This is a genomic window from Paraburkholderia fungorum (genome assembly GCF_046026025.1).
GTDB lineage: Bacteria > Pseudomonadota > Gammaproteobacteria > Burkholderiales > Burkholderiaceae > Paraburkholderia > Paraburkholderia fungorum_E.
This window is the reverse complement of sequence record NZ_JAQQFL010000009.1, coordinates 35,004-56,640: the sequence shown is the minus strand read 5'-3', so window position 1 is coordinate 56,640 and position 21,637 is coordinate 35,004. Positions and strand designations below refer to the sequence as shown.

Sequence of the window (21,637 nt, the reverse complement as noted above, 5' to 3'; positions counted from 1 at the left end):
TCCGCGACAGGCCACTCCCTCTGCGCCGTTGAAACGGCTGCCGCCTATCCCGTGATGCGCTCCGTGGTCATGGCGCGCGACAAGCCATGCATGGGCCGACGCAGCGCGACATCGAAGGGATTGGTCTGCGGGCCGATTGCATCCGCCTGACGGCGCAGCAATTCGACCACCATCGGCAGGCGATCGTCGCCGAGACGCGCCGCCAGAGTGCCAACGCTCAGCGCCGCCACCGCCACCCCGGTGCGGTCCAGAATCGGCACCGCCACACCCGCCATGCCGTCGAGCACGCCGCTATTGCGGCCCGCGTAGCCCAGTTGGCGCACGCGTTCGATCTCAGTGCGCAAATACACCTCGTCGAGCACCCCGTAGCCGCGAATGCGCGGCACATTGAAACGGATGATCTCCTCACGCTCCGCTTCCGGCAGGAACGCGAGAATCGCGAGACTCCCCTGACCGACCCCCAAGGCCACCCGCCCGCCGATATCGCCGGTGAACGAGCGAATCGGAAACGGGCCTTCGCAGATGTCGAGACACACCGCGTCGAAACTGCTTTTGACCAGCAGAAAAATCGTGTCGCCGAGACTCGCGCACAAGCGCAGCAATGCCGGACGGCATAGCGTGCGCATGCCGCTCGGATTGCCGGCCTGCGCGGCGAGCGCAAAGAAATCGACGCTCAGCCGATACAGCTTCGAATTTTCGTCCTGTTCGACGATGCCCTCTGCGATCAGCGCATGAAGAATGCGGTGCACGGTGCCTTGCGTCAGCCCCACCGCTTTCGCGAGACGCGTGACGCGGCCCCCTTCCGATTGCGCTTCGGATAGCGCGCGAATCACCGCAAAGGCGCGCTCCAACATGCCAGGCCCGGGCGCACTGTCCGTTTCGGCCCGTGCGGAATCGGTATCTCGTTTGGCGGCAGCATTCATCTCCATCGCTCCGAATTATTTCATTGATCGGAATACTATAGAGTGTTTTATCCTTGAATGGAATATTCCCGATCCATCCGCTCCATTCGCACCTGGTCCTGATTCATAGGGATTTTCCGGAGACCGTGCAGCGGAACAGTTAAAGCTGCTTTCAGCCAATACATTCCATCTATCGGAATTTTTTCAAATCTTATACCGCCAAACGGAATTTGAAATTGACGCCATGGAATTTGGCTGGATAGAGTCGGTTCCATCGAGGCAGTAACCGATTGAACCGGTGTCGATCCATCCAAAGGCCAGATCATGTCGTTCCTCACACTCACGGACGTAGCGAAATCGTTCGGCGATCTGCAGGCCGTCGCCGACGTGAACCTGTCGGTTGAAAAAGGCGAGTTCGTTTCGCTGCTCGGGCCGTCCGGCTGCGGCAAGACCACCACCTTGCAGATGATCGCGGGCTTTGTCGAAACCACCCGCGGGCGCATCACGCTCGACGGCCGCGACATCACGCACATGAAGCCGAACAAACGCGGCCTCGGCATCGTATTCCAGAGCTACGCGCTGTTTCCGCATATGAGCGTGGCGGACAACGTCGGTTTCGGACTCGAGATGCGCAACGTGGACAAGGCCGAGCGCAAGGAACGCGTACGCGAAGCGTTGGCACTGGTGCGCCTCGATACGCTCGCACACCGCTTTCCGCGCGAGCTGTCCGGTGGACAGCGGCAGCGTGTGGCCATCGCCCGCGCGATCGTGATCGCGCCGCCCGTGCTGCTGCTCGACGAACCGATGTCGAACCTCGACGCCAAGCTGCGCGAAGACATGCAGTTCGAACTGCGCGCCATCCAGCGCAAGATCGGCACGACCACCATCATGGTCACGCATGACCAGTCGGAAGCGCTGTCGATCAGCGACCGCGTGGTGGTGATGGAAGCCGGCCGCATTACGCAGATCGACACGCCGTACGAAGCCTACGAACGGCCTGAAAACAGATTCGTCTCGCAGTTCATCGGCAAGGCGAACATGCTGACAGGCAAGGTGATCGCGTGCGACGGCGACGCGATCCGCATCGATCTCGGGCACGATCTCGCCGAAACCGGCCGCACCGCGCAACTGCCCGTGCGCGAACGAACGATCGGCGTCGGCGACGCGATCACGCTGTGCATCCGTCCGGAGAAGCTGCGCCTGTGCGCGCCGAACGCGGGACGCTTGTCCGCCACCGTGACGAGCCGTTTCTTCCTCGGCAGCCAATGGCTGTATCGCGTAGACAGCCGCCTGGGCGAAGTGCTGGTGTGCTGCCAGAACGAAGGCACCGAGCCGTTGCCGGAAGGCGCGGCGGTCGGCGTCGACTGGAACAGCGAGGCGATCCGCTTCATTCAACGGGATGCGCATCATGGCTAGTACGCTGCCCGCTTCGAACGACGACGGCATGAAGACCGGCCATGCGCGCCGCGCGCCATGGCACGCGTTCCTGCCCTTGTGGCTGATGTGCGCGCCGGCTTTCCTGCTGTTCGCGGCGCTCGTGCTGGTGCCGCTCCTGATGACGCTGGTGCTGACCTTCTACCGCTTCGATCCGGCGAGCGGCCCGATTGCCGCATTCCAGTTCGGCAACTACGCGGAAGTATTGAAGTCGTCGTATTTCCACACGATCTTCCTGCGCACTTTCGGCATCGCCTTTCTGACCACCTTGTTGTGCATCGTGATCGGCACGCCTGAGGCCTATGTGCTGTCGCGCATGCGCGATCCGTATCGCTCGATGTTCCTGCTGATCATTCTCGCGCCGCTGCTGGTCTCGGTCGTGGTCCGCGCGTTCGGCTGGAGCATGCTGCTCAACAGCAACGGCCTCGTGAATCAGGCGTTCGGGCTGATCGGGCTGGGACCGTACAAGCTCGAATACACCACCTTCGCGATTGTCATTGCGCTCGTGCACGTGATGCTGCCATTCATGGTGATTCCCGTGTGGACCGCGTTGCAGAAGCTCGACCCGCAAACGGAAAACGCCGCGCTTTCGCTGATGGCGTCGCCCGCCACGACCCTGCGGCGCATCGTGTTGCCGCAACTCACACCGGGCATTCTGTCGGGCAGCCTGATGGTGTTCGGCCTGTCGGCGAGCGCCTTCGCGATTCCCGGCCTGCTCGGCGGACGGCGCCTGAAAGTCGCCGCCACCGCCGTCTATGACGAATTCCTCGGCTCGCTGAACTGGCCGCTCGGCGCGACCATCGCGCTCCTGCTGCTGGTCGCGAATCTGATCATGATGCTCACTTACTACCGGGTTCTGGAGCGCAGGTACGCCAGAAGCCTCGGCTGACCCTCGCGAGATCATCATGAGAAAAAACGGCCCCATTGCGCTGATTTTCCACACGCTGGTGATTGCGTTCGTGCTCGCGCCGCTCGTGATCGTCGTGCTGGTCGCCTTCACGCCCGACGAAACGCTCACGCTGCCCACCCACGGCGTATCGCTGCGCTGGTTCCGCGCCATCCTCGACTACCCGGACTTCATCTCGGCGTTCTTCAACAGCCTGAAGCTGGCGTTTGCCTCGGCGACGCTTTCGTTGATCGTCGCGTTGCCCGCGGCGCTCGCGATCGGCCGCGCCCGCTTTCCGGGCCGCGGCTTCCTCAACGGCTTACTGTTGTCGCCGCTGGTGATTCCCGGCCTCGTGCTCGGCATCGCACTGCTGCGCTTCTTCGCGCTGATTGGCGCGACCGGTTCGTTCGCCTGGCTCGTGCTCGCGCACATGATCATCATCACACCGTTCGTGATGCGGCTCGTGCTGGCCTCGGTCAGCGGTCTCGACCGCAGCGTCGAACATGCCGCGCACTCGCTCGGCGCGGACGCGTGGACCACGTTTCGACGCATCACCTTCCCGATGATTCTGCCGGGCATAACGGGCGGCTGGCTGCTCGCGTTCATCAACAGTTTCGATGAACTGACGATGTCGATCTTCATCACCTCGCCGCAAACCGTCACGCTGCCGGTGCGCATGTACATGTACGCGACCGAATCGATCGATCCGATGATGGCCTCCGTCTCCGCGCTGGTGATCTTCATCACCGCCGGCGCGATGCTGCTGCTCGATCGCGTCTATGGGCTCAACCGGATTCTGATCGGCCAGCACTGATGTCTTCTACCGCCCTCTCTCACATGCCGTCGAATTTGCCGTCTTCCGAACCTGCCGCGCTTAAGCGCGACGCGCAATTCGTTCGCGTCGCCGAGACGCAGCGTGAACCGCTCAGCTTTTTTATCGACGGTCACGAGGTCGCCGCATTGCAAGGCGACACCTTGCTCACTGCCGTGCTGATGCAGCAACGCCGCGTGCGCGAAAGCGAATTCAGCGGCGCACCACGCGCCGGCTTCTGCCTGATCGGCGCTTGCCAGGACTGCTGGATGCGTACCGAGGAAGGGATGCGTTTGCGCGCGTGCTCGACCCTGGTAACGCAGGGCATGCGCGTGATCACGCGGCTCGCCGAAGCGGCTTCTGTCGTTACCGCCGCAATCCCTGCCGCGAGTGCTCCTGCTTCTGCCGCGACGGCCATCGGAGACACGCAATGAGCGACGAACATCGCGTGGTTATCGTCGGCGCGGGACCGGCGGGCGTGCGCGCCGCCGAAACCCTGGTGGCGGCCGACATCAGGCCCATCGTGCTCGATGAGAATGCCCGCTGGGGCGGTCAGATTTATCGTCAACCACCGGCGAACGGCGCGTTCCAGCGCTCGAAGAAGACGCTCTACGGTTTTGAAGCGCACAAAGCCGAGGCATTGCATAGAACGATGGCCGCGCTTCTTCCGCGACTCGACTATCGTCCCGACACGCTGGCCTGGGCTTGCGAACCGGGCCGGCTCGACACGCTGCATGCGGGACGGGAAATCAGTGTGCCGTTTTCGCATCTGATCATCGCCAGCGGCGCGACGGATCGCGTACTGCCCGTGCCGGGCTGGACGCTGCCCGGCGTCTACACACTGGGCGCGGCGCAGGTCGCGTTGAAAGCACAGGGCTGTGCGATCGGGCAGCGCGTGGTGCTCGCCGGCACCGGGCCGCTGCTTTATCTCGTGGCTTATCAGTACGTCAAAGCCGGCGCGCAGGTGATAGCCGTGCTCGACACGAGTCCGCTATCGCAGCAGATTGCCGCGGCGCCGAAACTCGCGCGGCAACCGGCTACCTTCGCCAAAGGGCTTTACTACGTTGGCTGGCTCAAGATGCGTGGCGTGCGGATCGAACGCGATGTGAGCCTGATCGGCATTCACGGTGAGCACGGCGTGAGCGCCATTGAATGGCGTTCGTCAACCGGTGACTCGCAGAAAACCGAAACCCTTCCGTGCGACGCCGTTGGCATCAGCTTCGGCCTGAAGCCTGAAACCCAACTCGCCGATCTCGCCGGGTGCCGCTTCCGTTTCGATGCGCACAATCGTTGCTGGCTGCCCAAGCTCGATCCCGCTGGGCGCAGCACCGTGCGCGGCATCTATCTGGCCGGCGACGGTGCGGGCATCGCGGGTGCCGATGCCGCCGAACTCGCCGGCCGTCGCACGGCGTTGGCGCTGCTCGACGATCTCGGCATCGCGCATCCACGTGGCCCGGGCGCGCCCTCGGCGGCGTCCCTCGAGCGCAGCCTGCAACGTATCGCCGTGTTCCGCCAGGGTATCGAAGCAGCCTTTGCCCCACCCGCGGAATGCGCGGCGCAATGGCCCGATGACATGACCGTATGCCGCTGCGAAGAAGTCGATGCGGGCACGTTGCGGCGCTGCATCCGCGGTGGCGAAGCGAACGAGATCAATCGTCTGAAGGCGCTCACGCGCGTCGGCATGGGCCGGTGCCAGGGCCGCATGTGCGGCGAAGCGGCCCTGACGCTGCTGGCGCGGGAAACCGGCAAGCCGCTCGAAGCCGTAGGCCGCTTGCGCAGCCAGCCGCCCGTCAAACCGATTCCGCTCTCGCCTGCCCTGTATGCCGACGGCGTCGCCGAGATTCCCGAGGAGGCGCGCGATGAGTAACACCTTGCACTACGACGTCGCGATTGCGGGCGGCGGCCTGGTCGGCTCGTCGGCGGCTCTCGCGCTGGCGCGGCGCGGCTTGCGCGTCGGCCTGTTCGAGCGGCGTTATTGCGGCGCGCAGGCCAGCGGCGTGAACTACGGCGGCGTGCGCGTCCAGGGACGGCCGGTCGAACAGATGCCGCTCGCCATGCGTGCGCGGCGCATCTGGGACCGCTTGCCGGAACTGATCGGGATCGACGGCGAATTCACCGTGTCGGGACATTTGCGGCTTGCGCGCAGCGAAGCCGATCTTGCCGCGCTCGAAGCCTGGGCGGCGATGGCTCGCGGCCACGGACTGCAGGCGCAGGTGATCAGCGGCGCCACGTTCCGGCAACGCTATCCATGGCTGGGCAACGCTGCGATCGGCGGCTCGCTGTGCGCGAGCGACGGTCAGGCCAACCCGCGTCTGGTGTCACCCGCCTTCGCACGCGCCGCGCGAGCCGCAGGCGCGGAGGTGCACGAGCAAACCGAACTGAGCGACATCCGTCACGACGGCACGCGCTTCCAGTTGCGCGCAGGCGAACTACACATCAGTGCCGACTGGCTGATCAATTCCGCCGGTGCATGGGCGAATACGGTGGCCGGGTACTTCGGCGAAACCGCGCCCATGAAACCGATCTATCCGAACATGTGGGTCACCGAGCCGCTGCCGCTTTTCATCACGCACAACCTCGGCGTAGTCGGCGGCGGCATCTACGCACGGCAGGTGGCGCGCGGCAATTGCGTGATCGGCGGCGGGCGCGGACAGGGCGACGGCGAATACGGTCAACCGTCGACGGCAACCACCCGCGCCGTGATGCGCGATGCGTGCAACCTGCTGCCCGGGCTGCGCGAGGCGCTGCTGATCCGCACATGGAGCGGCGTGGAAGGTGAAACGCCCGACAGCAATCCGATCATCGGTGCGAGCCGTACCGTACCGCGCCTGTTGCATGCGTTCGGTTTTTCGGGCGGCGGGTTTTTACTGGCGCCGGGCGTCGGGGAAATACTCGCGGATCTTGTGATCGATGGCGCCACCGCCACGCCGCTCGACGCATTTTCGATCGATCGATTCACTGCTGTTGCCGCGCCATCGGCCGCCTTGTGATTGCCGGGTTAGCGCCCGGCTACTACTTATTGCCTTGTTATCGCCTCGTCATCGTTTAGTGAAACTCAGGAGCTTCTCAATGAAACTGTTCAAGACGATCGCGGCGCTCGCCGCATTGTGCGCATTCGCCGCGGCCGCGCCGGCATGGTCGGAAACCAAAACGATCTATATCGGCATGAACGGCGGTCCGATGGAAAAGGCTTATACGAGCCAGGTGCTGCCCGACTTCGAGAAAGCCAATAACGTCAAAGTCGTCGTGGTGCCGGGCACTTCGTCGGATATTCTTGCCAAGCTGCTCGCCAACAAGGCCAATCCGCAAATCCACGTGGTGTTTCTCGACGACGGCGTGATGGCGCGCGCGGTCAGCATGGGCGTGTGCAAGAAACTCGACGACTCGCCCGTGCTCAAGGAACTCTACCCATTCGCGCGCATGAAGGACGACATGGGCGCGGGCGTGCAGCTCGGCATGACCGGCATCGCGTACAACAAGAAGCTGTTCGCTGAAAAAGGCTGGGCACCGCCGACTTCGTGGATGGACTTTGCCGATCCGAAGTACAAGGGCAAAGTGGTGTTCCAGTCGGCTTCGAGCAGTACCTTCGGCCTGCACGGCTTTCTGGCCATCAACCGGCTGATGGGCGGCAGCGAGCAGAACGTCGAACCCGGTTTCACGAAATGGGCGAGCACGGTCGGCCCGAACGTGGTGGAGTACGTGCCGAACTCGGCGAAGATTTCCGAAATGGTCCAGACCGGTGAAGCGGGCCTGTTTCCGTTGACGCCGACTGCCGTGAGCGATCTGCAGGACAAGGGCATTCCGGTCGGCTATGTGAATCCGAAAGAAGGTCCGGTGCTGCTGCTGGTCGATCTGTGCGTGATCAACAACAACCCCGATCCGCAACTGGCGCAGAAGCTCGCGCAGTTCCTGCTGTCCGCGCCGGCTCAGACCAGAGCCGCCGAGGCCGGCAAGCAGATTCCCACCAACCGTCTCGCGAAAATGACCCCGCCGATGCAGCAAAGCCTCGGCAACGTGGACGATCTGGTGAAGAAGGTGACCGTGGTGGACTGGGACACGATCAACGCACACCGCGCGCAGTGGGATACGCGCTGGAACAGGCAGATCGAGCGTTGAGGCCGACTTGCTGCGGTGATGTGCGCGCCTTGTTTGTTGCAAGGCGCGCGCGTTCCAATGGATGCGCCGTGTGTTATCCGACGACCGATAGCACCACCGCGAGCCATGTCGCCACCACGCCGGCGAGAAACAGACGCCGTGCGACGCGGATGCCGGCGTCGCCAGATTCGGTTGGGACGGGGCGCGTCGCCATCCACGGCACGAGCCCGAGGCAGGCAAAGCCGACCAGCGCAAACACCACTACGGTCACGTCGGAGAAACGCCATTTCGCCGACTCGTGCACGCCCCAGTAGCCGAGAAAGACAATGCCGATCGAGAAGATCGTCGCCGCGGCTGAACTGAGCGCGGGTACGGATCCGGTTGGACTCGGCATTGCTTCACCTCCGAAACGTTAGGCTGCTGTGGCCATCCGCATCGCTCGCGTCTGCGTCTGCGTCTGCGTCTGCGTCTGCGTCTGCGTCTGCGTCTGCGTCTGCGTCTGCGTCTGCGTCTGCGTCACTCAGGACGTACGGGTCTGCCTCGCTTCATACGTCTTCAGATGACTATAGGCGATTCGCAGCAGCGACAGGCCGTGCTCGCCCTTCTGCGCGTCGCCGCCGCGCGAAATCAGATCACCGAGAATGTGATCCGCCTCGGTGTGCGAGTGGTTCTCGACGTCGCGCAACATCGAAGCCGTCAGCGGTGAAGGCGTAAAGAGCGTCTGCGTGGCCCGGGCGTCGAAGTCCGTGCCCATCGTAAAACCGTTGTGCTCCGCCACGCCACGACACTCGCCAAGCAGATTCTCGACAATGCGCTTGCCGTCCGGCGCAGCCAGAATATCGCCGACCGACCCGCGCATCAAGCACGTACTGGCCGCCAGTGTGGCCAGGAACACCCACTTTTCCCACATGCGCAGCAGGATGTTGTCGCTGACCACCGTGTCGAAATTGGCGCCGGCCATTGCGTCCGCAATCGCCTGAACGCGCTCGGACGTGCCGCCTTCCAGTTCACCGAAGGTGATCGCGTGCATGTCGTTCAGATGCAGGATGTGCTGCTCCGGGCTGAGCGTCGCCGCGATCACGCATTGACCGCCCAGTACGCGCGACGCGCCGAACTTTTCCTTGAGCACCTCGATATGGCGCATGCCGTTGAGCATCGGCAGAATCAGCGTCGATTCGCCGACCAGCGGGGCGAACGAATCGATCGCGTCGTCGAGACTGTAGGCTTTGCAACTGAGCAGCACCAGATCGAACGGCTCCGCGCCGACGCCGGCGAGAATCGTCTTGACGTCATGCAGCGTGAGATTGCCGCGCGGGCTGTTGACGACGAGACCGTCACGCGCGAGTTTTTCCGCCCGGCCGGGGCGCACGAGGAAGGTCACGTCCTGGCCCGCCTCTGCGAGACGTCCGCCGAAATAGCCACCCAAGGCGCCCGCCCCTACTACTAGAATTCGCATCTTTTGCCTCTTGATAGATTTGGGTCACGCGCATCGGATCGATCAGCCAGGGCCTTGAGAACCGCGCACGCAGCATGCCTGCAGAAATGTAGCAAAGATTGACGATGCGCATCGGCCAGCCTGCCCGGCCGGTTTGCTGCAATGCACTGCGGCCGCACGGTGCCGAGGCGGCTTCTTACGTCAGATCAATCGCCGCGCCGCCGGCCGCTCACCCTGCCCCGGCGGGCATAAAGGAGGCGCCGTGGCAAGCGACGTCTCTGAACAAGCGGTCGCGGCCTTGCAAGATCGTTCTACCGTGTGCCGCATACGGTGCGCTCGTACAGCGCGAGCATGCCCGGAACATCCACGTCCACGCAGACCACGCTCTCGGGCCGGCTGTCCCAGTCCGGCGCGGGCACCGGCATGGTGGAAGGTTTCTGGATGGTTTGGCCCACCGCGATACCTTCCGTCAGCACTCGCACCGGTCCACTGCGAGTCGTATAAAGATGCGGCGCCAGCACATAGGCGACCGCCGACGAGTCATGTACGTAGATACCCTTGAGTTGCGCGCTCTGCTCGTGAAAGGCCTGATAGTGCCGCGACACGTCCCACACGAACTGCCCCGCCGCGCCGCCGCGATCGCGCAGCGACGCCAGATACTCCTCGCTCATGATAGTGCGTTGGGTGACGTCGAGCCCGACGATCGCAACCGGCCACGGCGCGCCGAACACCGCGTCGGCGGCATCGGGGTCGCCCGCAATGTTGGCTTCGGCAGCCGGCGACACGTTGCCGAGCACGCCGTGCGTGCCGAACGCGCCGCCCATGATGACCACCTGCTTGACGAGCGATGCGATCAGCGGATCGTCGGCCAGCGCCAATGCCAGGTTCGTGAGCGGGCCCACGGCGATCAGCGTGACTTCGCCCGGATGCGCACGCACGGTGTCGATAATGAAGCGATGTGCGGGGCGTGGGTCGAGCGCGGCTTCAGGGCCGCTTTCGAGGACAATGTTGCCCAACCCGTTATCGCCATGAATCCATGCGACCGGCTCGGGCGCCGCGCGCCTGAGCGGCGCAGCGGCGCCTTGCGCAACCGGCACGCCCGGCGCGAACCGTCCGGCCAGGAAACGCGCATTACGCGTGGTGGTCTCGATCGTGGTATTGCCGAATACGCTCGTCAGACCAAGCAATTCGATGTCCGGATGCAGCGCCTGGAAAACGAGCGCCATTGCATCGTCCACACCGGGATCGGTGTCGTAGATAACCTTGTGCTGGCTCATAGATAGAACGCGTCCGGCAATTGTTCACGCGCGGTGGTATCGCGGGTCGCGCCATGCAGATTGCCGAGGCGGATCGGCAAGTCGGGGCCGCCCAGTTCGATGATCACCTGGCGGCATGCGCCGCACGGTGCGATCGGTCCATCCGTATCGCCGATCACGGCAAGCGCGGCGAACTGATCGCGCTGATAGCCCGCGGCAATCGCGCTGAAAAACGCCGTACGTTCAGCGCAATTGCACAGGCCGTACGAGGCGTTCTCGACGTTGCAACCGTCGAATACGACGCCGTCCCGGGTCAGCAGCGCCGCACCAACCTTGAACTTCGAATAAGGCGCATAGGCCTTTTCTCGCGCGGCACCCGCGCGTTCCAGCAGTTGTTCCATGTTCATGCAACCATCCTCGATTCAATTCAGCGTCAGGAAGATACCCGCAATCGTGGCGCTCATCAGGTTCGAGAGCGTCGCGGCGAGCACCACACGCAAGCCATAGCGCGCGACTTCGGCGCGGCGTTCCGGTGCGACGGCACTAAAGCCCCCCGTCAGCACCGCGATCGACGCAAAGTTTGCGAAGCCGCACAGCGCAAACGACAGAATAGCAAGGGTCCGCGGATCGAGTGCCTGCAGGCCGGCCGCGCTCACGCTCGCGGCGTCTTTCAGATAGGGCGACAACGATGCATACGCGACGAATTCGTTCAGAATAATCTTCTGGCCAAGGAAATTGCCGGCGATGCCGGCCTCGCTCCACGGCACACCGATCAGATACGCAAGCGGCGCGAACACCGTGCCGAGCACCGACTGCATCGACAGTTGCGGATGGCCGAACCAGCCGCCGATCCCGCCCACAATGCCGTTGAGCAATGCAATCAGGCTGACGAACGCAATCAGCATGGCGCCGACCATCACCGCGATTTTGAGGCCCACGGTCGCGCCGGAACTCGCGGCTTCAATCACATTCGCCGGACGTTTTTCGTCGAAGCTGAGGTTCTCGAGATGCACGCGGCTCGGTTCGGTGGTCGGGTGAATGATCTTGGCGAACAGCAAGCCGCCGGGCACCGCCATGAACGACGCGGCCAGCAGATAGTCGACCCGCACGCCGAGGCCCGCATAACCCGCCAGCACCGATCCGGCAATCGCCGCCATGCCGCTCGACATCACCGCGAACAGTTCGGCGCCAGTCATGTCACGCGTGAACGGTTTGACCACGGCAGGCATTTCGCTCTGCCCGAGGAAGATCGTGGTCACGGCCGAGAAAGATTCGAGCTTCGATACGCCGAGCAACTTCTGGAAGATCGTGCCGAGTACGATCACGATCCAGCGCATCACGCCGATGTAGTACAGCACCGAAATGAGCGCGGTAACGAAGATGATGGCCGGCAACACCCGCACGGCGAACACAAAGCCGCCGTCACCGAAGATCTGGAACATTTTCGCTTGCACGAGGCCGCCGAACAGGAACTCGATGCCCGCATTGCCATAGCCGAGTACGTGATTGACGCCTGAGGCAGCGGCGGAGAGGACCGTCTTGCCCACCGGCACGAACAGAATGAAGGCGCCGATACCAACCTGCGCCAGCAGCGCCGGGACGACAGTCCGCAAGCGGATGGCGCGCCGGTTGGTCGAAAAGATGAACGCGATAAGTAGCAGTACGGCAATTCCGAGAACGTTTCGTGCGATCAGTGCCATGTCTCATGATGTTCTTGTGAAAGTGGCAATGATGCTAAACGAAACTGATGCCGGAAAGAACTCTAAATATCGATGAATCGCTCACCACGGCTTAACAGGAGCGGAGGTTGCGGCGGCACGTTGCGGTCCGCGACACGGCAACGCGCCGCCGCCGACCTCAGATCACTTCCAATGCCAGCGCGATCCCCTGGCCGCCGCCGATGCATAACGTGACGATGCCGCGTTTCAAGCCGTCACGGCGCATCGAATGCAGCAGACGCGTCGTCAATACCGCCCCCGTCGCGCCGATCGGATGGCCATGGGCAATCGCGCCGCCCTGCACGTTGATCAGTTCATCCGCGATGCCGAGTCTGCGCGCCACCGCGATCGGCACGGCCGCAAAGGCTTCATTGATCTCGAAGCGCTCGACGTCCTCGAGTTGCCAACCAGCGCGGGCGAGAGCCATTTGCACGGCCGGCACCGGACCGAGGCCGAACAGGCCCGGCTCGACGGCCGCGACGCCATACGCCACCAGACGCGCGAATGGCTCGATGCCGCGCGCCTCGGCAAAGCCACGCTCAGCGACCAGCATCGCTGCTGCGCCGCTATTCAAGCCTGGCGCGTTGCCCGCCGTAATCGTGCCGTCCGGGCGGAATGCCGGACGCAGTCTGGCGAGCGTTTCGACGGTGGTATCCGGGCGCGGCTGTTCATCGCTCGTAAAAAGCTGCGGACCTTTGCGCCCAGGGATCTCGACGGCAACCAGTTCAGCGTCGAAATCGCCGCGCGCCTGCGCTTCGGCAAAGCGCTGTTGAGACCGCGCGGCCCAACGGTCCTGCGTTTCGCGCGTGAGGTCGAACTGCGTGACGAGGTCTTCGGTATGCCAGCCGGAATGCTCGCCGGAAAACGCGTCGTTCAGACCGTCGCGCAGGAGGCTGTCGTGGACTTGGGCATTGCCCATCCGGTAGCCCCAGCGGCTGCCATCGAGCAGATACGGCGCGCGGTCCATGTTTTCCATGCCGCCGGCCACTGCTGCATCGCCGAGGCCCAGCCAGACTTCCTGCGCCGCGGACGCAATCGCCTGCGCGCCCGAACCGCATACACGATTGACCGTTAATGCAGGCACGGCCACCGGTACGCCGCCGCCAATCGATGCCTGACGCGCCGGATTCATCCTGTTGCCGGCCTGAATCACGTTGCCCATCACCACCGAGGCCAACGCGGCCGGATCCAGCCCGCTGCGCCGCAGCGTCTCACGCACCGCGATCGCGCCAAGTCCGGTTGCAGGCACCTCTTTCAGCGATCCGCCGAATGCGCCAATCGGCGTTCTCACCGGATTGCAGATCACTACTTCTCGCGTACTCATCGTTCATCTCCAGTTGGACTACCCATTTCACTCGTTGCATCGCTCCGTCCGCTCACATCAATTCGCCGATGCGGCTGTGACCGTTTCAGGCACATCCCAGCCGCCACCGAGCGAGCGGTACAGCCCGACGGCTGCGAGCGCATGCTCGCGTTTGGCCTGATTCAAAGACTCCGCATCGCGCAGATACGCCTCCTGCGCCGCGAGCACATCGAGGAAACTCGACGCACCGCCCTTGTAAAGCTCACTCGACAAGTGCAGCGCCTGGTTCGACGCGTCGAGCGCGCCGCCCAGGCGTTGCACCTGCACCGCGCCGTTTACCAGGTCGCTGCGGTTGTCCTCGATCTCCTTGAGCGCTTGCAGCATGGTCTGCTGCAGGCCGAGTTGCGACTCGCGCATCCGGCTCTCGCTCGCGTCGATGTTTGCGGTGATGCGTCCGGCATTGAAAATCGGACTCGTCGCGTTCAACGCGGCGCTGAAGAGGTTGTCGGTCAGCGTCGGCAAGCCGAGGTAGGACGAGGCCAGCAGGCCGTCCGCGAGATTGAGCCTGAACTGCGGATAGCGCTGCGCTCTTGATACGCCCACTTCCGCCGCGCGCTGTTCTACCGTGGCGTAGGCATTGCGCACGTCGGGCCGCTGCAACAGCGCCTCGGACGGCAAGGTCTGCGGCACGCTTTGCGCGGGCACTGGAATGTCGCGAACCTGATGCGGATCGGCCAGCAGCAAACTGTCGACGCTCTCCGGCGTGCGCCCCGAATACACCGCGATCAGACTCAGTTGATGCTGCACGGCCGACTGCACGCGCGGAATCTGCGCCTGCAAATCCTGTAACTGATTCTGCGCACGCGCGACGTCGAGTTGCGTCGACAGTCCGTAATGCAAACGCCGTTGCGTGAGGGTCAACGCGCGGGCGCGAATCTGTTCGTTGTCGCTGAGAATCTGCAGTTGCGCTTGCGCCCAGCGCAGATCGATATACGCGGCTGCCGTATTCGCCGCGAGTGCCAGACGCAGCTGATTCAACGCTGCCTGCCGACCGGACACTTGCGCTTGCGCCGCAAGAACGGCGAGACGTTCGCCGCCGAACACGTCTGGCGTCCAGCTCGCCGTCACGCCGATGCCTGCCTGACGCACATAGCCGAGCGGTGGTGGCGTGTTCTGGCGGGAGTCCGCTGCGCTCGCACTCGCGTCCAGTTCGGGCAGCAATGCCGCGCGATTTTGCGTCGCGATATCCTGAGCCTGCTTGACGCGCTCCACTGCAGCCTGCACGTCGAGATTGCCCGTCAGTACCGATTCCACCAGTTGATGCATGACGGGGTCGCCGAATTGCCCCCACCATGTGTCGGCACTGATGCTGTCTTGAGGCGCATCGACATTCCACGCGGCCGGTGCAACGGTTTGAACCGACTGCTTCAGGTCAGCATGCGTTTCCGGTTGCACCGCGCATGCCGCGAGAGTGAGCAGCGCCGCGCTCGCGAGTACTTTGATAACGATGGGTTTCATGCCGAATTCCTCAATGAGCGTCGGGTGGCGGCGCGGTATTGCCAAACGGCCGCGAGAACAGCACGCTCAGCAAACCGGCGACAAAACAGAGCGACAGTACAAAGAACGTGTCGGAGAACGTGAGCACGAGTGCTTCGCGCATCAGCAGCGCATGCAACTGGCCGAGCCCCGCATTGGCCGCATTCAGCGCATCGCCGCCGACTTGCGCGAAGTGCGCGCTTTGCTGCTGCAAAATCGACTCGACCACCGGACGGCCCGCGCTCAGATGTTCATCGAGCCGTTCGTAATGGAGATTCAGGCGATCGTTGAGCATCGTGCTGCTTACGGCAATGCCAATGGCGCCGCCCAGATTGCGCATCAGGTTGAATAGCCCACTGGCGGAACGAAGCCTCGACATCGGCAACGAACCCAGCGCCATCGTGACGATGGGCGGTATGCAGAACTGCTGGCCGATGCCGCGCAACGCCTGCGGAATCAGCAACTCCTGCCAGCCCCATTGATTGGTCAGCGGCACATACAGATAACAACCGGCGCCGAACAGTACGAGGCCGAACACCAGCAGGATTCGCATGTCGACAAAACGCGCGACCATCGAATAAACAACCATCGCGACCAGTTGAAAACAGCCGACCGACAGCAACGCCACGCCGATCTGCAACGAATCGAACCCGCGCACACGCGACAAAAACACGGGCGTCAGGAACACCGCGCAGAAAATCCCGATCCCGGTGATGAACGACAGCAGGCTGCCAATGCCAAAGTTGCGGATCGCCAACGCGCGCAAATCGACAATTGGCTCTTTCGCGGTGAACGCATGCACGAGGAACAGGAACCCGCAGATCGCCGCGATCCAGGTGCATGTCACGATCACATCGTCGCCGAACCAGTTCTTGCGCGGCCCTTCCTCCAGCACGTATTCAAGGCAGCCGAGAAAGCCGGACATCAGAAGGATGCCCAGGTAATCGCCCTTCTTCAGCAGAGACAGATCGACGTTGTCGAAGTGCACGTACTTCGGCACCATCAGCGTGACGGCCACGCCCGGCACCAGGTTCAGATAGAACAGCCAGTGCCATGACCATTGCGACGTGATCCAGCCGCCGATCACCGGACCGATGGTCGGCGCGAGCGTGGCAAGCGCGCTGATGGTGGTGGACGCAATCAGGCGCTGCTTGCCGGGAAACAGCACGAACGCCGTGGTGAATACCGTCGGGATCATCGCGGCGCCGAGCGCGCCCTGCAAACCGCGGAACAGGATCATGGAATTGATGTCCCACGCGAGACCGCACAACATGCTGGTGATTGTGAAACCGAGCGCGGAAAACGCGAACACCCAACGCGTCGAAAATACGCGGGTGAGCCAGCCGGACATCGGAATCACCAGAATTTCAGCGATCAGATACGCGGTCTGCACCCACGAGAGTTCGTCCTGGCTCGCGGACAAACCGCCGCCGATATCCTTGAGTGACGACGCAACGATCTGAATATCGAGCGTCGCCATGAAAAACCCGATGCACATCAACGTGAACGCCAGGACTTTGGTTCGCGTCGGCAGCTCGGCGGGGTTGGCGAGAACTTGAGTCATGATCGGCTCAGCCACGCGCCGGCGCGTTGTTAGCGTTGCCGGCGTCGACATGCACCTTCACCGTCGCCGAAAGACCGGGCCGCAGCACGCCTTGCATGTCTTTCGGCACGTCGAGACGCACACGCACGGGTATGCGCTGCACGATCTTCGTAAAGTTGCCGGTGGCGTTCTCCGCGGGCAACACGCTGAAGGTCGCGCCGGTCGCGGGCGCGAGACTCTCGACCACGCCGTGAATCCGGTTGCTCGATGCATCCAGATCGACATCCACACCGTCGCCCACGTGCATTTTCTTCAACTGGTCTTCCTTGAAGTTGGCGTCGATCCACAGTCCGCTCGACGGCACCACGGTCAGCAGCGACACGCCCGTGTTCGCCAGCAGGCCGACGCGCGCGGTGCGGTTGCCGACGTAACCGTCGATCGGTGAGCGGATCGTGGTGTACTCCACATTCAAGGCTGCGACCCGTTGCGCCGCCTGCGCGGTGGCAATGCGCGCCAGGGCGTCGCCGATCTGCGCGTCGAGCACGGCGATCTGCCGTTGCGCGGCGATCAATGCCGCACCGCTGCGGTCGACGGCGGCATGCGCCTTGGACAGATCGGCATCCGCGCGTTCCACGACCTGATTCGATACCGCATCGTCCTTCACCAGTTCGCGATAACGCGTCTGATCGGCGGCGCTGCGCGTCAACTCGGCGCCGGACGCGCGAACCTCGGCGGCTTGCTCATTGATGGTGGCAAGCTGCAAGGATTTCTTCGCCTGCAACTCGGTGACAGCGGCCTGCGCGCTCTCGACTTCCGCGCTGGCTTGCGCGAGGCGGGCGTCGTAATCGCGCGCATCGAGCCGGATCAAGACCTGATTCGCGTGGACGAACTGGTTGTCGCGCACCAGCACGTCCGTCACGAAGCCATTGACCTTCGGCGACATCACGGTCACGTCGCCGCCGACGTAAGCGTCGTCCGTGGTTTCAACAAAGCGGCCGACGAAGAACCAGTACGACGCGGCAAGCGCCAGCACGGCGAGCACCGTGATGATCGAAAGCAGCATCCACGGAATGCGCCGAGCCGGTCTGGCGGCGTTTGCCACGCTGGGCGGCGCAATAGTCGAAGGTGTAGTGGACATGATGTTCGTATGTGTGTATGCACTCGTTGCGTTGAGAAAACGGCACGTGAGATGGCACCGCCCGTGAGTCGCCCTACTCGCGACCGTTAGATTGAATCCCGTGTGATGGCGAACAATTCGCCTCGCAATGCCGCCGCGCGCCGCTCGCCGAAACGGTGTTCGAATTCGGCCTGGGCGGCATACCAATGCTCACGTCCTGCCGTAAGACGCTGCTCACCCGCGGCAGTCAGCGCAATCGTCAGCGCCCGCGCGTCGGCACCCGACGCCTCGCTCGACACCAGACCATTGCGGCGCAGCGGCTGGATCGTACGGACCAGCGTGGTGCGTTCCATGCGCATGGCTTCCGCCATTTGTTTCATCGTCATGGGGCCGGTGCGTTTGAGCCGCCCCAGCAGCGAAAACTGCGTGATGGTCAAGCCGACATTCGCCAGGTGCCGGTCGTATATTTGCGACACATAGCGTGCGGCCTGGCGGATCGCAAAGCAGTCGTCGTCGAAAAGCCCGTCCATTGCTGCGCTTCCCTTTCGAAAGTGCGTATGCACATAATCAAACAAAAAGAAGCTCGCCGAAACGAGCTGATCCATTGTGTCTATCCGGTGATGCTGAAGAGTTCGGCGCGCAGCGCCTTGGCCCGCGCGTGGCCGAACTTTTGCTCGAACTCGTCCTGCGCGGCACGCCATGCGATAGCCGCCTGATCGAAGGTCGTTTCGCCCTGCTTCGTGAGACTGAACAGAAACGTGCGGCCGTCATGCTCCGCCGCTTCGGCGACCACCAGCCCGTCGCGCTGCAACGGCTTCATGGCGCGCACCAGCGTAGTGCGCTCCATGACCATGGTGTCGGCGAGATCCAGCATCGCGAGATTCGGCGTGCGTGCGAGCTTGGCGAGAATCGTGAACTGCGCAGCGGTGAGCCCAACCTCGCCGAGATGGCGTTCGTAGATCTGTGTGACGTGCCGCGCCGCCTGGCGCAGCGCGAAACAATTGCATTCGTCGTACGAGAGAGGACGGTTCATGAAGGGCAGTCTATATGTGCATACGCACAGAGTCAAGTTGTCTTGCGTTGATCACTCTGTTGCGAAATCTGGTCAACTAGCCTTTCCGACGCGAACCCGGTCAACGACCGCGCGATGCGTTTTGTATGCGTTATAGCAACCGATACGCCAGGCGCGCCGCCGCCCTCGCCGTGCGCTTGTCCTGATCGAGCGAGGGGTTGTACTCCGCAATATCCGCCGCGCGCAGCTTGCCCGATGCCCGCACGCGCTGCACCATCGCTTCGACTACCGACAAGGGCACGCCCAACGCAGCAGGTGCCGATACACCCGGCGCGGTGGCGGCGGGCAGCACGTCGAGATCGATAGTCAGGTAGACATCGTCCGCCGAATCCAGCAACTGCTGGAAATCGTCCAGACGCCGCGGCAATTGCGGCTCCTGCATGTCGATGTCGAGCACGTAGCGCACACCGAGCGCCTCTGCATGCGCGAACAGCGAAGCGGTGTTGCCCAGATCGCTAATGCCGAAGCACGCATAGTTGAACGATACGCCCCGCTCGGCGCAGTCGTTCGCGATCTGATCGAACGGCGTGCCCGAATTAGCGGGCCGCTTCTGGCGCAGATCGAAGTGCGCGTCGAAATTGATGATGAGCAGCTTGCGGGCCGCCACTGAAGTGGCCGCTGCCGAAGCCGCGCGATCTTGATGCAAGCGCAAACCGCTATACGTGCCCCACGCAACCTCATGACCGCCGCCGAACACCAAAGGGCGGCCACCGCTCGCGAGCACGTCGCTCACCACACTCGCGAGCTCCGTCTGCGCGCCTTCGAGGTCACTGTCGTCGCACACCACGTCGCCCGCATCGGCAAGCGTCGCCATAGACATCTTCGCCGGCAGGCCCGCCAGCGCCCGACGCAGTTCCTTCGGCGCATGTGCCGCGCCAGTACGTCCCTGATTGCGCCGCACGCCTTCGTCGGAACCGAAGCCGATAATCACCGGCACGCCGCTTGCACTGTGCGGCGCGCCATGAGAACCCTCTTTATGCGCTGGCGCGCCGCCGAACGGCACGACCTGATTGAAAATGCGCCGGGTGTCGCCGGGTTCGCCATCGTCGGAACGGCCGGTCCACACCTTGTCGTCGAATGGAACTCTCATGCGCGTGATAACACTGCCTGCAGGAAAGCCCGCGTGCGCGGCTGCGAAGGCGCCGAAAAAATCTCAGCCGGCGGTCCGGCTTCGACGATCACGCCACCGTCCATGACCACCACCACGTCGGCCACTTCCTTCGCGAAACCCATTTCGTGCGTGACGACCACCATCGTCATACCTTCGCTCGCGAGCAGCTTCATCACTTGCAGCACTTCGCCGACCAGCTCGGGATCGAGCGCGGAAGTCGGCTCGTCGAACAACATGACGCGCGGTTGCATCGCCAATGCGCGAGCAATGGCAACGCGTTGCTTCTGACCGCCCGACAGACTCGCCGGCATCACATGTGCCTTATGGGCGAGTCCGACTTTTTCCAGCAACGCCGTGGCAGTTGCTTCGGCTTCGGCCTTGCTCGCGCCACGCAACATCCGCGGACCGACCGTGATGTTATGCAGCACCGACAGATGCGGAAACAGATTGAACGACTGAAACACCATACCCACTTCGGTGCGCAGCGCATTCAGCGAACGCTCCTTGAGCATGGCGCCATGATCCACCAGACGATGCCCGCAGATATCGATCGTGCCGCCTTCCGCCTCTTCAAGCCCGTTGCAGCAACGCAGGAAGGTACTCTTGCCCGAGCCGCTCGGTCCGATCACCACCACCACCTGCTGCGGCTGAATGTCGAAATCGATGCCGTTAAGCACGGTGTGCGAGCCGAACGATTTGGTCAGCCCACGAATGCTGACGATAGGTTCATCCACTTTGGCCACGGTATTCATTGCACCATTCCTCCTGCACGCAAACGGCGCTCCACACGATGCAGCGCGTAATTGGTCGCCTGCGTCAACACCAGATACACCAGCGCGATAGCCAGATACACCTCGAGTGAACGGTACGACACGCTGATGATCTTCTGGCCTTCGTGCATCAGATCGTCGATTGTCAGCAGCGACACCAGCGCCGAATTCTTGATCAGAGCGATGAACTCGTTGCCAAGCGGCGGGATCATCCGCACGATCGCCTGCGGCAGAATGATCGCGCGCATGGCCTGCCCTGACGACATGCCGATCGAGCGTGCCGCCTCCATCTGCCCGCGATCCACCGACTGAATCGCACCGCGCACGATCTCCGATACATAGGCTGCAGAATACAAACCGAGCCCAAGCATCCCGCACACGAAAGCCGGCAACAGAATGCCGAATTGCGGCAAACCGAAGAACAGCAGGAAAAGCTGCACGAGCAGCGGCGTGCCGCGGAAAAACGTGAGGTACGCGGTGCACAAGCCGTACACGACGCGCCGCTGCGGCGTGAGCCGGCCGATACCGATCAGCAGACCCAGCACGCAGCTCAACGCGAGCGCGGCGGCCGTCACCTCGACCGTCACCAGTGCGCCATGCATGATGTCCGGCCAGCCGGCAATCACCGGCGAAAAATCGAGTTCCATT

Annotated in this window: 23 protein-coding genes; 7 read left to right on the top strand and 16 right to left on the bottom strand. The window is 63.2% G+C overall.

The genetic code is table 11. From position 1 onward, the window contains the following. Positions 1–44: 44 nt before the first annotated feature. Entirely contained in the window at positions 45–923 is an 879-nt protein-coding gene (locus tag PQR67_RS12385) for an IclR family transcriptional regulator (RefSeq protein WP_408458930.1), read from the bottom strand. Positions 924–970: 47 nt separating this feature from the next. Beyond that, on the bottom strand, positions 971–1,228 hold the full coding sequence (locus PQR67_RS12380) for a hypothetical protein (protein ID WP_408458927.1): 258 nt from the start codon (positions 1,226–1,228) through the stop codon (positions 971–973). Here PQR67_RS12380 and PQR67_RS12375 point away from each other — a divergent pair. The 7 genes from PQR67_RS12375 (at position 1,227) to PQR67_RS12345 (ending at position 8,149) form a co-directional block, all read left to right on the top strand. Beyond that, entirely contained in the window at positions 1,227–2,318 is a 1,092-nt protein-coding gene (locus tag PQR67_RS12375; protein WP_408458924.1) for an ABC transporter ATP-binding protein, read from the top strand. The genes PQR67_RS12380 and PQR67_RS12375 overlap by 2 nt on opposite strands. Beyond that, positions 2,311–3,225, top strand: coding sequence for an ABC transporter permease (locus PQR67_RS12370; protein WP_408458922.1), 915 nt, complete (start codon positions 2,311–2,313; stop codon positions 3,223–3,225). The genes PQR67_RS12375 and PQR67_RS12370 overlap by 8 nt, the downstream gene beginning before the upstream one ends. A gap of 16 nt (positions 3,226–3,241) precedes the next feature. Continuing rightward, complete coding sequence (locus PQR67_RS12365) at positions 3,242–4,036, top strand: ABC transporter permease (protein ID WP_408458919.1); 795 nt, start codon at positions 3,242–3,244, stop codon at positions 4,034–4,036. Positions 4,037–4,059: 23 nt separating this feature from the next. After that, complete coding sequence (locus PQR67_RS12360) at positions 4,060–4,467, top strand: (2Fe-2S)-binding protein (protein WP_408459320.1); 408 nt, start codon at positions 4,060–4,062, stop codon at positions 4,465–4,467. Continuing rightward, a complete protein-coding gene (locus tag PQR67_RS12355) occupies positions 4,464–5,900 on the top strand; it encodes an FAD-dependent oxidoreductase (protein ID WP_408458916.1) in 1,437 nt (478 codons plus the stop codon). The genes PQR67_RS12360 and PQR67_RS12355 overlap by 4 nt, the downstream gene beginning before the upstream one ends. Next, positions 5,893–7,023: an NAD(P)/FAD-dependent oxidoreductase gene (locus tag PQR67_RS12350; protein ID WP_408458913.1), complete on the top strand. Its 1,131-nt coding sequence runs from the start codon at positions 5,893–5,895 to the stop codon at positions 7,021–7,023. Before PQR67_RS12355 ends, PQR67_RS12350 begins: the two co-directional genes overlap by 8 nt. Positions 7,024–7,102: 79 nt before the next feature. After that, the gene (locus tag PQR67_RS12345; RefSeq protein WP_408458910.1) at positions 7,103–8,149 is read left to right on the top strand and encodes an ABC transporter substrate-binding protein; all 1,047 of its coding nucleotides are present in this window, start codon (positions 7,103–7,105) and stop codon (positions 8,147–8,149) included. Between the two features lie 73 nt (positions 8,150–8,222). Here the strand turns inward: PQR67_RS12345 and PQR67_RS12340 are convergent, their stop codons facing one another. From PQR67_RS12340 to PQR67_RS12275, 14 genes are all read right to left on the bottom strand, one after another. Next, positions 8,223–8,522: a hypothetical protein gene (locus tag PQR67_RS12340; RefSeq protein ID WP_408458907.1), complete on the bottom strand. Its 300-nt coding sequence runs from the start codon at positions 8,520–8,522 to the stop codon at positions 8,223–8,225. A 126-nt stretch (positions 8,523–8,648) separates the two neighbouring features. Continuing rightward, positions 8,649–9,584 (bottom strand): 2-dehydropantoate 2-reductase, encoded by a 936-nt coding sequence (panE, locus tag PQR67_RS12335; RefSeq protein WP_408458904.1) that lies wholly within the window; start codon positions 9,582–9,584, stop codon positions 8,649–8,651. A gap of 290 nt (positions 9,585–9,874) precedes the next feature. Further along, entirely contained in the window at positions 9,875–10,840 is a 966-nt protein-coding gene (locus tag PQR67_RS12330; RefSeq protein ID WP_408458901.1) for a nucleoside hydrolase, read from the bottom strand. Next, the gene (locus tag PQR67_RS12325) at positions 10,837–11,226 is read right to left on the bottom strand and encodes a cytidine deaminase (protein ID WP_408458898.1); all 390 of its coding nucleotides are present in this window, start codon (positions 11,224–11,226) and stop codon (positions 10,837–10,839) included. The genes PQR67_RS12330 and PQR67_RS12325 overlap by 4 nt, the downstream gene beginning before the upstream one ends. A gap of 15 nt (positions 11,227–11,241) precedes the next feature. Continuing rightward, positions 11,242–12,519, bottom strand: a complete 1,278-nt coding sequence (locus PQR67_RS12320) for a NupC/NupG family nucleoside CNT transporter (protein ID WP_408458895.1) — start codon at positions 12,517–12,519, stop codon at positions 11,242–11,244. A gap of 157 nt (positions 12,520–12,676) precedes the next feature. Next, positions 12,677–13,861, bottom strand: a complete 1,185-nt coding sequence (locus tag PQR67_RS12315; protein WP_408458892.1) for a thiolase family protein — start codon at positions 13,859–13,861, stop codon at positions 12,677–12,679. Between the two features lie 57 nt (positions 13,862–13,918). Further along, complete coding sequence (locus PQR67_RS12310) at positions 13,919–15,358, bottom strand: efflux transporter outer membrane subunit (RefSeq protein ID WP_408458889.1); 1,440 nt, start codon at positions 15,356–15,358, stop codon at positions 13,919–13,921. 10 nt (positions 15,359–15,368) lie between these two features. Further along, positions 15,369–16,940: a DHA2 family efflux MFS transporter permease subunit gene (locus PQR67_RS12305; RefSeq protein WP_408458887.1), complete on the bottom strand. Its 1,572-nt coding sequence runs from the start codon at positions 16,938–16,940 to the stop codon at positions 15,369–15,371. Positions 16,941–16,947: 7 nt separating this feature from the next. After that, positions 16,948–18,057 (bottom strand): HlyD family secretion protein, encoded by a 1,110-nt coding sequence (locus PQR67_RS12300; RefSeq protein WP_408458884.1) that lies wholly within the window; start codon positions 18,055–18,057, stop codon positions 16,948–16,950. An 86-nt stretch (positions 18,058–18,143) separates the two neighbouring features. Continuing rightward, complete coding sequence (locus PQR67_RS12295) at positions 18,144–18,566, bottom strand: MarR family winged helix-turn-helix transcriptional regulator (protein WP_408458881.1); 423 nt, start codon at positions 18,564–18,566, stop codon at positions 18,144–18,146. Between the two features lie 80 nt (positions 18,567–18,646). Beyond that, complete coding sequence (locus tag PQR67_RS12290) at positions 18,647–19,069, bottom strand: MarR family winged helix-turn-helix transcriptional regulator (protein ID WP_408458879.1); 423 nt, start codon at positions 19,067–19,069, stop codon at positions 18,647–18,649. 130 nt (positions 19,070–19,199) lie between these two features. Continuing rightward, complete coding sequence (gene hutG, locus PQR67_RS12285; RefSeq protein WP_408458876.1) at positions 19,200–20,198, bottom strand: formimidoylglutamase; 999 nt, start codon at positions 20,196–20,198, stop codon at positions 19,200–19,202. Next, positions 20,195–20,971 (bottom strand): amino acid ABC transporter ATP-binding protein, encoded by a 777-nt coding sequence (locus PQR67_RS12280; protein WP_408458873.1) that lies wholly within the window; start codon positions 20,969–20,971, stop codon positions 20,195–20,197. Before PQR67_RS12280 ends, hutG begins: the two co-directional genes overlap by 4 nt. Then, complete coding sequence (locus PQR67_RS12275; RefSeq protein ID WP_408458870.1) at positions 20,968–21,636, bottom strand: amino acid ABC transporter permease; 669 nt, start codon at positions 21,634–21,636, stop codon at positions 20,968–20,970. Before PQR67_RS12275 ends, PQR67_RS12280 begins: the two co-directional genes overlap by 4 nt. Between the last annotated feature and the right edge of the window lies 1 nt (position 21,637).